The 12,638-nt window shown below is 48.1% G+C and carries 11 protein-coding genes and 1 other RNA gene; 5 read left to right on the plus strand and 7 right to left on the minus strand.

Annotated elements, in window-relative coordinates; all coding sequences use genetic code 11:
- Nucleotides 1–157 precede the first annotated feature (157 nt).
- From JWJ90_RS08385 to JWJ90_RS08415, 7 genes are all read right to left on the minus strand, one after another.
- A complete protein-coding gene (locus tag JWJ90_RS08385; RefSeq protein WP_205226765.1) occupies nucleotides 158–325 on the minus strand; it encodes an ankyrin in 168 nt (55 codons plus the stop codon).
- Nucleotides 326–530: 205 nt separating this feature from the next.
- Nucleotides 531–2,264 (minus strand): ParB/RepB/Spo0J family partition protein, encoded by a 1,734-nt coding sequence (locus JWJ90_RS08390; RefSeq protein WP_205226766.1) that lies wholly within the window; start codon nucleotides 2,262–2,264, stop codon nucleotides 531–533.
- On the minus strand, nucleotides 2,218–3,573 hold the full coding sequence (locus JWJ90_RS08395) for a YihY/virulence factor BrkB family protein (protein WP_205226767.1): 1,356 nt from the start codon (nucleotides 3,571–3,573) through the stop codon (nucleotides 2,218–2,220). Before JWJ90_RS08395 ends, JWJ90_RS08390 begins: the two co-directional genes overlap by 47 nt.
- 75 nt (nucleotides 3,574–3,648) lie before the next feature.
- Nucleotides 3,649–5,802, minus strand: coding sequence for a response regulator (locus tag JWJ90_RS08400; RefSeq protein WP_205226768.1), 2,154 nt, complete (start codon nucleotides 5,800–5,802; stop codon nucleotides 3,649–3,651).
- A gap of 9 nt (nucleotides 5,803–5,811) precedes the next feature.
- Complete coding sequence (locus tag JWJ90_RS08405; RefSeq protein ID WP_205226769.1) at nucleotides 5,812–6,657, minus strand: HDOD domain-containing protein; 846 nt, start codon at nucleotides 6,655–6,657, stop codon at nucleotides 5,812–5,814.
- A gap of 44 nt (nucleotides 6,658–6,701) precedes the next feature.
- Nucleotides 6,702–7,064, minus strand: coding sequence for a molybdenum cofactor biosynthesis protein MoaE (locus tag JWJ90_RS08410; protein WP_205226770.1), 363 nt, complete (start codon nucleotides 7,062–7,064; stop codon nucleotides 6,702–6,704).
- A gap of 198 nt (nucleotides 7,065–7,262) precedes the next feature.
- Nucleotides 7,263–8,471, minus strand: a complete 1,209-nt coding sequence (locus JWJ90_RS08415) for a lytic transglycosylase domain-containing protein (protein WP_205226771.1) — start codon at nucleotides 8,469–8,471, stop codon at nucleotides 7,263–7,265.
- Between the two features lie 231 nt (nucleotides 8,472–8,702).
- Between JWJ90_RS08415 and JWJ90_RS08420 the strand changes: the two genes are divergently transcribed.
- From JWJ90_RS08420 to rny, 5 genes are all read left to right on the plus strand, one after another.
- Nucleotides 8,703–9,209 carry an NUDIX domain-containing protein gene (locus JWJ90_RS08420; protein ID WP_205226772.1) on the plus strand — a complete coding sequence of 169 codons (507 nt, stop codon included), beginning with the start codon at nucleotides 8,703–8,705 and terminating at the stop codon, nucleotides 9,207–9,209.
- A 513-nt stretch (nucleotides 9,210–9,722) separates the two neighbouring features.
- Nucleotides 9,723–10,043, plus strand: coding sequence for a cell division protein ZapB (gene zapB, locus JWJ90_RS08425; protein WP_205226773.1), 321 nt, complete (start codon nucleotides 9,723–9,725; stop codon nucleotides 10,041–10,043).
- 4 nt (nucleotides 10,044–10,047) lie between these two features.
- Nucleotides 10,048–10,338, plus strand: a complete 291-nt coding sequence (gene zapA / locus JWJ90_RS08430; RefSeq protein WP_205226774.1) for a cell division protein ZapA — start codon at nucleotides 10,048–10,050, stop codon at nucleotides 10,336–10,338.
- Nucleotides 10,339–10,396: 58 nt separating this feature from the next.
- A non-coding RNA gene (ssrS, locus tag JWJ90_RS08435) (6S RNA) lies at nucleotides 10,397–10,568 on the plus strand.
- Nucleotides 10,569–11,070: 502 nt separating this feature from the next.
- Nucleotides 11,071–12,636 (plus strand): ribonuclease Y, encoded by a 1,566-nt coding sequence (rny, locus tag JWJ90_RS08440; RefSeq protein ID WP_205226775.1) that lies wholly within the window; start codon nucleotides 11,071–11,073, stop codon nucleotides 12,634–12,636.
- Nucleotides 12,637–12,638: the final 2 nt, after the last annotated feature.

Consider the following 12,638-nt stretch of genomic DNA (forward strand, 5'->3'; position numbering starts at 1 on the left):
TTCTCACAATCCTCGGAGTCTACGCTTACCTGGCCTTGATTGAAAAATCTAAGTATTGAAGACACTCTAAAGCTTTTGAGAACTTCAAAAAAAACAAAAAAAGGGAGCAATCATTTGATTGCCCCCTTTTTTATTCAAGTACATGCCGAATAAAGACTTATTTTACAACACCCGATCCGTTGCAGGTGGGGCAGGTTTGGTCAGGGGTACAGAGCTGGCCGTCCTGGGATTTCCCTTGCCATTCACTACTGGTCTCACAAATACCCTCGATGACTTTGTTTCCATTACAGGTGGGGCAGGTGTGCTGTTTTTCGTTCTCGCTCATGGGGGCTCCTTTTTTTATAAATAATAATCGTTATCAATTGCTATTCTTCAATAATAGGGGTCATCGAGGAAAAGGCAAGTGGAAAATGAGAATTATTTTACTTAGCGCAAAAAAAAGAAATAACAGAGAGTTGTATAATTATTTCTCGCAGAAAAGATTCTGTTTTGTTGATCTTTTCGCAGGCGAAAAATAGTCATTTTGTTGTTTATTTTGAGACAGACTCGTCAAACAAATCATTTTGCTGGAGAGCTTTTTGAAGACGGAGCAGAGTGTCCTGCTCCTGGCCTTTTTTCAGGCGGAATTGAATAATCAGCTCATCCTTTTTGGTCTTAGAGCTTGCTGTTGCATTGAAATCCCGTTTAGTCGCTTTTTCACCGAAAATAGTGCTGCGGAGATTTGAAACCCGGTCTTCAAGTGCACTTCTTGCCACATTTTTAGAGGGGAGTGAACGACTCGCCAGAGATTTGAGCAGAGCTATAACAGGCTGGGCATTTTCAAGGCTTTTGGCGAGGCTCTGTTGCACCTTTTTCTGGGCAAGGGCGAGGTGGAGCTCTGGATCAACATCGCGAAGGAGCGAGATGATCTTTGTCAGTTGGGGGCGAGTGGGGCCAAAAGGCCTGATTACCTCGAGATAGAGTGCATCACGATCTTTGCTGTTCTTGAGCGGTGCAAGGACTTCAGAGGCTATGGAGAATTGAAGCTTTTCATTCACAACGTCGGAGATGATTTCAGGGGATTCACCTCGAAGACGAATCTGGTTGACCTTGCGATATTTATGTATGGTTGAGTGGGAAACCTTTTGTCCGGGCTTGCCAATGCCCAGGGTTGCGCCAAACTGTTCAGCAAGTTCAGCGTTGTTGAGCCCGAGTGAAGAGGCCGCTGATTCAAGGAAATTTCCTATTTCTATGGGGTTAAGGTTTCTCCGTTTGGTGTTTTCCGCCAGTGAGATATTGAAAAAATCCTCAACGGCAAAATCCGATTCCTGGTACACTTTGGCTTCAACTTCATGTTTTCCCAGTCGTTTCAGTGCCTGGTACCGACGATAGCCACAGAGGATTTTGTAGCGGCCATTATTTTTTTTCAACAGGACCAGAGGGTGCAGCAGGCCATTGCGATCAATTGACTGGGCGAGTTCCTCAATGTAGGATTCCCGCATCAGCTCGACATAGCGGCTATCCCCCTGGAGGCGGAAAATAAACTGTAGATCCTCACTGCTCCCCGTATCGATACTGTTAATGTCAACGGTGCGCACAAGGGACATGGTCGTGAGAAACGGTTTGATGCTTTCTCCGAGAATGGTCGCAATGGAGAGAGCTGTCTGCTGCTCGCTGATAAGGTCGTGTCGAAGGTAGCAAATCAATGAGTTGACTTCCGGATTAAAAAGATCCGGTCGGCTTTGGCTGCGAAACAGTTGATTCAGGTGGTTGTCTTGGTGTCCGCATCGTGGAGATTCTGCATCGACAAGAGCGGTGCTCAGATGGTTATCCTCGAGAGATATGCGAATTTTTGAGAGTAATGAGGCTGGTATTGTCGGGCGATGGGGTCTGTGAGGGGAGCTTCTCTCCCCTTGACCGTAACCGAGCAGCAGCATGCTCTCCGGGCGCTCTTCTGCAGGTAAGGGGTGCAGCATAAGCAGGAGGGGAGGGAGCCCATTACCGCTGATTTCTTTTTGGAAGCGAATAATGGGTAAGAGAAAATCTTCTTTAACCCGTGGTCTATTTTCTACGACCTGCAGATCTGTCAGATCCATGATCTGCTCTTTGTATTTTGTGTTGATGACACCGTAGCACTCTAACTGCTTGGTCAGGGAAAGAGCGAGATCCGCTATATAATTTGCGGCCTGATCTGATTGGGGGGGATTATATCCGCCCGGGACAAGCAGTAAAAGGTTGTTACTGCCAAGTACCCGATGAATGGTTTGGGGCAGCGCTTGTGTCATGGGTGGCACTCCTGAGTAATTGGGAGAAAGGGATATGCGACGACTCCTGAAGAGTATTGAGCCAGCCCGCAGTCAGTTTTTCTCCCTCTGTCGTCCATGGAGCTTTTTCATCTCCTAAAAGAAAAAAGATTATTTCCGAGGCCATGAGTTGCTCGGCAGAAACGCTGGGCAAAAAACGGGTGGCTTCACCATCACCATCACCTGTAATATACCTGCCTTGAATGAGGAGTTGAAGTACGGATTCAATTTCCTGCAATGAGGCTGCTGGCAGGCAATTTTGCAGAGACTGAGCCGTCGTCGATATACGTTGTCCGTAATTTTGATAAATGAACAGCAAAATGTCTGTTGCCAGGGAAAGCCGATGTTGAAGCGCCCCCTCATTTGCGATGAACTGGTAGTCGTGCCTGTGCTGCAGGGCATAGGAGAGCAGTGCTCCGAGAAGGATGCAGAGCCAACCATGGTACAGCCAGATAAGAAAGAGGGGGATGGAGGCGAAAGAACCGTAAATGATATTATAGTTGGCTACGCCCAATTGGAGAACAAAATATATTTTTTGGATAATGATCCAGAGTAGTGATGACACTGCTCCACCGGCAAGTGCGGCCCAGATCGAGACTTTTTTTTGGGGCACAAAGAGATAGAGCAGGGTGAGTGTCGTGACGATAAAGAGAAAAGGGGCAACCTGAAACAGCAGGAGTTGCACCATGGTGTTTGGAAAAATCTGGTTCAGGCGGTGCATGATATCTTCGCTGGTGAAGAGCGCTTCAAGAGCAAAGGCCAGATTGAAAGACAGGGGAAGAAAGAGCAGGAGTGCCAGGTAGTCGACAATTTTTCGGTGCCATTCACGTCGGTTGAGCGTGTGCCAGATTGTATTCAGGGCATCTTCAATGGCTGAGAAAACAAAAAACGTCGCGAGGAGCAGGGCAAAAACGCCGAAAAGGCCAAGAGCTGCAAAATTGGTCTGATCGACATAGTTAAAAATGAAGGCTGTCGCACGATGTAAAACGGCCTCGGGAGGAATAAGGTTTCCGCTGTCTTTTGAGTCTGCAGGGAGGGAGGGGGCGTCAATGGGCTCCCATTGGTCAATCAGGTGGCTGATGCCTGTTTTGAGTTGTTGGTCGTTGCCAAGCCCCTTGACGATGGAGGTACTCAGGGCAAGGATTGGGACCATCGAGAGAATAATGGAAAAGGTGAGCGCAGCTGCGCGCATGGGGATGTGGTGAAGAAAAAATTCCCTGTACAAAATACGCAGCAGGCAAAGGAGGGATGAGCCTATGGAAGAACCGGCCTCCCGAGAGGTTGGTTTCATTGGCTCAGACATTGCCCGTTAAGAGACTGAGAAAAACTCCAAAAAACAGGACAGAAATCAGCATGTTTCACAAACCTATCGCCCGAGTTCCCGGTGTAACCATTTTTCAATTATCTCAAAAATGATTTCTCTTTTGACTGGTTTGGTAATGTAATCATTCATGCCCGCTTCCAGACAGATTTCACGATCACCCTTCATTGCGTTGGCTGTCATGGCGATAATGGGGATTTTATCATATCCGCGCGAGCGAAGCTCTTTGGTGGCTTCCAGGCCATCAAGCTCTGGCATCTGAATATCCATCAAGATAAGGTCAAAGGATTCTGGCTGAGCAGTAAAGGTATCCACAGCCTTACGTCCATTGTTGGCTACTTCGACCTGGTAGCCGGCTTTATTGAGAATGAGGACTGCGAGCTTTTGATTAACCGGATTATCTTCGGCCAAGAGAATGCGGATCGACTGTTTGATTTCCTCACGGACACTGTACTGAGTAATGAATTTTTCGTTTTCAGCATTGGTGGAGGGGGGCGTCTCATTGGCTATGAGTTTTTCGATGGTCTTAAAAAGAATTTCTCGCCTGGTCGGTTTGGTGAGAAATGCATCGAAACCAGCGTCTTTACATTTCTGTGCATTCCGCTCAGTTGTTGAGGTATAGGCTAAAAGCGGAATATGAGCTGTGGGCTTTGTTCGGTGCCGGATGAGTTCGGCCAGGGCATACCCATCAGGAGCAGGCATTTGGATGTCGAGAATAATGAGATCCGGCAGGGTTCCCTTGGCGATGGCCTTTTGCAACATCGCCTCGACCTGGGAACTGTCTTCAATAGCCTCAACTTTCAATCCGGCAGCTTTTAAAATGTGACTGACGATACTGAGGTTTGTTGGGTTATCATCGACGACCAGAATGCGCTTGTTCACCAGAGAAACTTTTTTGAAATTTTTCTTCTTTTCTTCCGGGGATTTTTGCAGGTTGGCTGTGAAGTGAAAGGTGCTTCCCTTGCCGATTTCACTCTCAGCCCAGACATTTCCATCCATCAGTCCGGCAATTTTCCGGCAGATGGAAAGTCCCAGGCCAGTTCCGCCATATTCGCGTGTGGTAGAACCATCCGCTTGGCTAAATGCCTCAAAAATAGACTCGAGTTTCTCTTCTGGAATACCAATGCCGGTATCACGAATGCGGGCATGAAGGGTAATTGTTGCGTCAGTTTCTGTGTCGACATCAATGGAGAGTTCCAGCTCACCTTTTTTGGTAAACTTGGCCGAGTTTCCCATGAGGTTCACCAGAACCTGTCGATACCGTCCAGGATCACCCATCACGTTTGCAGGAAGCGCATCATCAATGCGGCATAGGACCTCAATAGGACGTGAGGCTACCTTCGGCCGGACAAGGTCACAGACATCCTGGGCTGTGATTTCCGGATCGAAATTTATGCATTCAAGGTCAAGCTTTCCTGCCTCTACTTTTGAAAAATCAAGGATATCGTTGATAAGAGAAAGGAGGGCATCGGCACTGCGTTTGATGGTCTGGGCAAATTCTTCCTGCTCCAGGTCCAGGCCGGTATCAAGCAGCATATCTGTGAAGCCGATGATGCCATTCATGGGAGTGCGGATCTCATGGCTCATAGCAGCCAGGAACTCACTTTTGGCGACGTTTGCCGCCTCGGCGGCTTTTTTGGCTGTCCACAACTCTGCAGTCTGCTGCTGTATTTCTGCCTGCAGCCTCTCGGAATAGCTTCGTTGCTGCTCCTGTATCTTTAAATAATTTTGCTCGTTTTCCGCCATTATGTTCTGGAATTTTTTTTCCAAGACTGCGGATTTCCGATCAAACTGTTTTTTTTGAATTCGGAGGCGGTTCACGGTTTCAGTCGTCTCGCGATGGGAGAGAAAAAGACGAACCGAGAGTTGAACAAGAGTACTTAAAATTTCAGGTGTGATTTCCAAGCACTGGCGATTGGTGGTTGCCAGGACAAACCCCTGAAGATCAGGGACAGCAAGGAAAAAGTAGGGGCGTTCTTCAAGGGAAAAGCTGACCTCGGAAGATTGGGCCTCATGGGCGCCTATTGCAGTAATCGCGGCGTCCGAAGAAAGGGGAAAGTCTGTAGAGGAGGTATGTTTGCCTGTCTGGTTCAGGCAGAAATAGAGAATATCCTGAGTCTCCTGTTCAAGGTGAGTCAGGAGGGTTGTCAGTTCCCCCGTTGGATCAACAAGGTCTGCAAACAGCGATGACATGACCATGGTTGCTCCTTAACCGCCATACATTTTTTGTGTATTTTCAAGCTCTTCTGGTAGGTCCTCGGCCAAAACCTTGTACTCCTCCACATTTTCGTGAATGTGAGCCGCCAGGCTGGGAGTCAGGTTGAGAGGCAGGTCTTCTTTGACCGCAGGGTAATTGAGTTGCTGTATAATGTATTCGCTCATCTGGAGAATACCAGTGGGGGATTGAGGTGTAGACTCCCCATTGATGGCATGATGGTCACGAATAGCCTCGGCTATTGCATCTGGAATACGCCATTCTTTGGCTAAGGTGTAGCCGATTTTGCTGTGGTCCGTTTCAAAAATTTCTTCTTCGAGTTCAGTTATTGACGGTCCTCCCGGAACCAGTTGCTCGATAAGTTGAAGAAACTTTTCCTGTTCCGCCTGCATCTCAACAATAAGTCCAATATCGTGAAGGATGCCACATAGATATGCGTCATCTCCATTGATGGAGAAGATGCGTTCAGCGATCATCTTGCAGCAGATTCCAGAGGCGGCGCTGTGGAGCCATAATCGTTCTGGGGAAAACTCCAGGGCACTTGAATGGGAGCCCAACATGCCCTGGATGGCATCGGTGACTGCGATGTTATGCAGATTTTTCATACCTAAAAGTGCAACTGCTCGAGATATGGAATCGACTTTGCGGGTGAGGCCAAAATAGGAACTGTTCACCAGGGTCAACAACCGGGCGACCAGGGCCGGGTCCATGCGAATAACTTCTTCAAAATCTTGCAAGGTCGATTCTTCATCATTCACCAGTTGAACCAGCCGAGTGACTATATGAGGAAGGGTTCTGATTTTTTTGAATTTCTCAATCAGTTTTTCGGCTGGCGACATGAAGAGGCTCCTTGAGACAGGATGCAGAGAAAAGTGTTGCCCACTTATCCCTTGATTTCTTTTTTGGTTATAGCCTCGGCCTTGACGCGGTCGAGCAACTCTGCAAGGACCGGTTTGATGTTTTCACGAATGTCACCGGCGACAATGATAAAGAGGAGATCGTCACCGGGTTTAAATGAGCCGGAGTGTGTTTCAATTATTATGTCATAGATTCCAGGACGTTCAAGGTATTCCTGGCGTAATTGTTCAACTTTTGCATCATTGACCGTCGTTTCAAGGCCGGTAACACCGGAATGATCACCGCGAGACCACGCGCGAACCGTACCGTTATGAATAAGTATCATGCCGACATTTTCTGTAAAATCCGGCCTTTTTTTCATTTCAGCGATAGTTTTGGAGATATCCATTTGTTCCTCTTCGGTTTAAGGTTGGGTGGGATTTAGTCAGGGAAGAAAAAAATAGAGATTGTATAAAAATGATCCCTAATGTGCGTCTTCGCAAGCCAAGACCACATTGTGTGTTTTTTATGACCCTAGGTTAATGCATACAATAGCTCTTGTTGAGTGTGCAACAGAACTCTTTGGAAAGTGTATTCTGGCCTCTGGTTACTCCTGGAGCTTGATCTGTGGCATGGGACGATTGGGAGAAGGTGCAATGTGGGCACGTTTATTGATCCCTGATGCCGACATTCGAACCCTATAGCCAGCTGGAGCTGGCATCTTCCCTGAGATGACAGGTGAGCGAAGGGCAGGGTTGAGATGAAGAAAGGCCTTTTTGTCCAACCCTGTATGAAAGAGCAGCAGGGGCAACTCTGTTGGTTCAGAGAGACGGTACCCTGGTTGGGGGAATGGTGTTGCAGGCGCAAGATCCAATGTATTTTCAAGTCTATTGGCTACTCGTACTGCCGCCAGGAATTCAGAGTAAAAATTGCGAGCTGCAAATTTGAAATATCCCTGAGAATAGTGAGTGAAAATTTGGGGGTAACTTCCATGTTTTTGTACTGCGCGGACCATGCCTGCCCTGCCGTAATTATACGCCGTAAGGGCAAGGGGCCAGGAGTCAAGGACTGCATAGTTTTCCTGTAAAAAACGGGCGGCAGCATCTGTAGCCCGTAAGGGATCGAGCCGTTCGTCGACTTGGGCGTTGATCATGAGGTAGCGTTGGCCGGTGGCCTGGGTAAATTGCCATAAACCGGCAGCACCGGCCTTGCTATATGCGGTTGGGGTAAATGAGGACTCCACATGCGGCAGATAGGCTAACTCCTGAGGAAGGCCATAGCGACGAAAAATTTCACGAAAATTTTTTATGTAGCGGGTTGAACGCTGAACACCTTGCATAAAACGGTCTTTTTGGCCAAGTTGCATTCGAATTGTTTTCTGTGCCTGTCGCAGAAGACTTGGTTTTTTTGGGGGAAAAAGAGCTGCGATGCGCAGAGCCTCCTTGGTTTGTGGAGGAGTCCCTGAAGCAAGAGTGCCCAGCAGGGTGGATATTCTCTCTCTTTCCGCTTGAATCCGCTCACGATTAAGCCATGAAGCCCAGGGATATTTCCAATCGGTCAGTGCAAGAATGCTGTAGACGCGCCCAAGGTTTTCGGCATCGTGAAAAACAGCCTGACGGGTTGAATAGTTCCCGTAGATGGATTCCCAAAACTGGACGTTATCTTGAATGCAGGGGTAGAGGGGAAACAGGTCTTTTGTTTGCGCCTGGGCTTCAGCTGCCAGAAAGAACCCGAGCCAGCAGAAAAAGAGCACGCGGCCGACACTTGTGGGCAGGATAAAACGATTGATAGAGAAGAGAAATCTTGTGTTGAGCATTTGAGCGTTAGGGCGCAAGAAAGAGCTGGAGAAGAGATAATTTGAGACGATGCTTTTTGACTATGCGTCTGGTCCTCTCCGAATTATGTAGGGGGCTCAAGCGGGAGAAGAGGCATGTGGTGATGAGTTGGTCCCAAGCACGGAAAAGGTACAAAGGTATTTTTATGGAATCTACTATAAAGGGTACAAGAGGAAAGTGGTACCAGATTGTGGCCCGGGAGGAGAATTGTTGTGAGCGGTGAAGAGGGACAGCTATATCAGCCTATAATCGGAACATTGGGGTATATTCTTTCTCCAGATGGTCAAAAAACACTGCTGGTCCATCGAAATGCACGATTGGATGATCAGCATCTTGGAAAATATAACGGTCTGGGCGGAAAAATGGAACCAGGCGAAGATGTGCTCGCCTGCATGCGGCGGGAGATTTACGAAGAGGCAGGTATCGAATGTACCCGGATGCGGTTGCGGGGGACCATTAATTGGACAGGATTTGGCCCAAATGGGGAAAACTGGCTGGGGTTCATTTTTCTCATTACCGATTTTTCCGGGATTCCTTTCACGGAGAATGAAGAGGGCTCACTGAGTTGGTTTCCGCTTACCGAGATAATGGATTTGCCCATGTGGGAAGGGGATCGACATTTCTTACCCCTGGTTTTTGACGATGATCCCCGCATCTTCCATGGATATATGCCCTATGACAACGGCAAGCCCACTGGCTGGAGCTACCATCGTCTTTAACCTGAATCCGTGACGGTGGGTGGTCACTGAACAGCATATCCAATTAATGGGGCAAAGATTTTTAAATTAATTCATTTGTTGTTCAGGGTGTCTTGAATAATTAGATTTTTCAATCAAGGTCAAGGCATGCAAAAAAATTTACCGCAGGCATATACATGATATTCCGAGGATAAAATTTTTCGCATAACGCAGAGATTGGCAGAAAAAGCAATTATTCAAGATTCCCTTCAGCTTCACCCGCCGCCCCTTGGGGCATCCATCAGCACGTCACTTTCATTGCCTGCAACATACCGATAAAGTGTACTTTAATCGGTACGTCACAAACAACGAAACTGACGCCCCGATGAATGCTCACGGATTCAGGTTTAAGAAAATCGTTTGCGGCCATTTTTCATGTTTTTTGTTATAGTTGAATTGGTGACAACGGGAGGGACCGGAGCTGCTTGTTTGTCCAAAGTGATGCAGATACCCTGACATTTTTTGTCAGTTCGCCTTTGCCTGGGAGTATCACATATGGAATACAGTGCGGAGATGGCTCGATTAGAGCAGTTTGTCGATACATTGCTGGAGAAATACAATCAATTAAAAGCAGACTATCATGCTCTCCAGGAGCTCGCCCACAAGCGTGAAAATGAATGCGCTGAGCTCAAAAATCAGGTTCTTGAGCTCAGTGCCGAACGTCGTGAGGTTGGGCAAAAAGTTACCGGGCTTTTAGATCGTATAGAGCAGTGGGAGAAGGACCAGCTACCGCAAGAAACGGAAGGGGAAGCGAACACCGACTTCGGCCCAGAGGATGTCTCGGCCGTACCCCCTGACGGGGGGGCCCTCCGATAAGATCATGGAAGAACGACTGGTCAGTTTTTTTCTTTTTGGGCAAGAGTATACCTTTTACTCTGATGCCCCAGAGGAAGAGGTCGTGGCTGTTCTTGAACTGTTGCGCGAAGAACTTGAGAGGGGCGAAGAGTTCATGCCAAGCGCTGTCCCATCAACAAAGGTTCTCGTGCTTGGCTGTCTTCGGATGGCAGCAAAATATATGCATCTGCAACGCGAGCATGAACGCTATTGTCAGGCGCAGGAGCAGCTCACGGCTGGCCTGATCGAAAAAATATTACGTACAGTCGAGCCGTAAGTGTAAAAATCTGGTGTGGCAGAGGCCCAACATCTGCTATACTATTTAAAAACTCAGATACCCCCTGCTCTGTTGGTGATCAGTGAAAGATTGAGCCAACTCTTGAAAAAAGGGTAGCCTACTTGTTGGACGATGGGGGCCTTTTTTGATTCCCTGAAGACGGCAAAGGCATTGCCCACCTAATTTAATTAGGTTTAATCATTTCTCTGACACGGCAGCGCGGGGGGCTCTTTCCAGCGGGAACACCGCTGTTTGCATAGAGTGCCATTTTCGTGCATAAAAGAGGGTGGCTGGTTGAAAAACGGACGTTGTTGGTCCAGTGAGAATAACTACACTGATGCGATCAGGTTTACGATAGACGAGTCATCTTTTAGTCTAGGATGGTACCAGGGAAAATATCGGGCATACCTTCGTGAGGTGTCGCAGGGCGCGAGATTTTTCAGTCAAGATCAGGGGGACGTACTTTCCTGAAATTGGCAGAAAAGAAGGCCCTTCAGGATGCCAGGTCGTTGATCCCAATACATCTCTTGCTCTTCTTCAAGCTGAAGACCACCGGGGTGCTTTGCGCGTTGTTCATGGCGCAGAACTCTCCTGTCGCTTGTCCAAGCGGCGTCCTGTTGTGCTGTCGCACACCTTTCTTAACCACCTCTACTCTTGTTCAAGGTAGCTTTGACCTGCGTTTTTTTCCGGTCACGGCTCTTACTTTTATATAGGAAAGGATAGGTGTGTTCTATGGAACTCAACGTTACAACATTACTTTTGGCTTTGGTCAACCTTGTTGCCGGGCTTGCTGTTGGTATCCTGCTTCGTAAACGGTTGGTCGAAGGCAACCAAAAAAATATCGCCTTGCAGGGGCGACAAATTATTGAAAATGCCATTAGTGAAGCTGAGCAGATAAAAAAAGAGGCTCTGCTTCAGGCCAAAGAAGAAGCTTTTCAAATCAAACAAGAAGCCGACCGTGAACTGAAGGTCAGTCGGCAGGAGCTCAAAGATGATCAGCGTCGGCTGAACCGTAAATTTGACGAGATTCAGCGCGAATTTCAAATCCTTGAAGAAAAACAGGTCAGCCTGAAGTATCGCGAAGAGCGTCTTGAGGTCAATGAAGCGGATGTCGAGGCGCAGCATAAACAACTCAATTCTCTTGTTGATGAACAGCGGTATAAATTAGAAAAAATTGCCGGTATTGACCGGGAAGAAGCCAAAGTTCAATTGATGCAATCCATTGAGAGCGAGGCTCGTATGGAGTGTGCCAAACGGCTTTCCCGGATTGAAAATGAAATGAAGATTGAGGCTGATCGCAAGGGCAAAAATATTCTGGCTCTGGCCATTGCCCGCTATGCCGGTGATTATGTTGCCGATAAGACTGTTTCCATGGTGCCCTTGCCCAACGAGGAGATGAAGGGACGCATTATTGGCCGCGAAGGTCGCAATATTCGCGCCATTGAGGCGGCTACCGGTATTGATATCATCATTGATGATACCCCGGAGGCGGTCATCCTTTCCGGTTTTAACCCCATTCGGCGTGAGGTCGCGCGATTGGCCCTTGAGCATCTGATTTCAGATGGCCGCATTCATCCGGCCCGTATCGAAGAGGTGGTCCAGAAAGTCTCCGAGGACCTGGAAGTCGGTATTCGCGAATCAGGTGAACAGGCAACCTTTGATGTCGGGGCTCACGGCATGCATGTCGAGTTGATTAATCTGATAGGCCGCCTGAAATACCGTACCAGCTATGGGCAGAACATTTTACAGCACTCACTTGAAGTGGCTTTCCTTTGCGGGGTTATGGCTGCCGAACTTGGCTTGGATGTGAAAAAGGCCAAACGTGCGGGCCTGTTGCATGATATTGGCAAGGCGGTTGATCACGAAGTCGAAGGGTCGCATGCTATTATCGGTCGGGATCTGGCGAAGAAATACGGTGAACCCGACGATATCGTCTATGCCATTGGGGCGCATCACGAAGACCAGCCCCCCAAATCGGTGCTGGATGTACTGGTCCAGTCGGCAGATGCTCTTTCCGGTGCTCGGCCAGGAGCCCGTAAAGAGATGCTGCAGAGTTATGTGAAGCGTCTTGAAGATCTTGAAAATATAGCCAATAACTTTAAAGGTGTTGATAAGTCCTACGCCATCCAGGCAGGCCGTGACCTGCGTATCATTGTCGACAGTTTAAAAGTCACCGACGATGAGGCAACGCTCCTGAGTCGAGATATTGCCAAAGCGATTGAAGAACAGTTGACCTACCCCGGGCAGATTCGGGTGACGGTCATTCGAGAAACCAGAGCAGTAGAATACGCGAAGTAGGG

Source organism: Desulfobulbus rhabdoformis (assembly GCF_016919065.1).
Lineage (GTDB): Bacteria > Desulfobacterota > Desulfobulbia > Desulfobulbales > Desulfobulbaceae > Desulfobulbus > Desulfobulbus rhabdoformis.

Bases quoted from the DNA above. Each gene is read 5' to 3' on its own strand.
- JWJ90_RS08410 (WP_205226770.1), bottom strand. From the start codon at position 7,064: ATGGATATCTCCAAAACTATCGCTGAAATGAAAAAAAGGCCGGATTTT.
- zapB (WP_205226773.1), top strand. From the start codon at position 9,723: ATGGAATACAGTGCGGAGATGGCTCGATTAGAGCAGTTTGTCGATACA.
- JWJ90_RS08390 (WP_205226766.1), bottom strand. From the start codon at position 2,264: ATGACACAAGCGCTGCCCCAAACCATTCATCGGGTACTTGGCAGTAAC.
- zapA (WP_205226774.1), top strand. From the start codon at position 10,048: ATGGAAGAACGACTGGTCAGTTTTTTTCTTTTTGGGCAAGAGTATACC.
- JWJ90_RS08395 (WP_205226767.1), bottom strand. From the start codon at position 3,573: ATGAAACCAACCTCTCGGGAGGCCGGTTCTTCCATAGGCTCATCCCTC.
- JWJ90_RS08405 (WP_205226769.1), bottom strand. From the start codon at position 6,657: ATGTCGCCAGCCGAAAAACTGATTGAGAAATTCAAAAAAATCAGAACC.
- JWJ90_RS08415 (WP_205226771.1), bottom strand. From the start codon at position 8,471: ATGCTCAACACAAGATTTCTCTTCTCTATCAATCGTTTTATCCTGCCC.
- rny (WP_205226775.1), top strand. From the start codon at position 11,071: ATGGAACTCAACGTTACAACATTACTTTTGGCTTTGGTCAACCTTGTT.
- JWJ90_RS08385 (WP_205226765.1), bottom strand. From the start codon at position 325: ATGAGCGAGAACGAAAAACAGCACACCTGCCCCACCTGTAATGGAAAC.
- JWJ90_RS08400 (WP_205226768.1), bottom strand. From the start codon at position 5,802: ATGGTCATGTCATCGCTGTTTGCAGACCTTGTTGATCCAACGGGGGAA.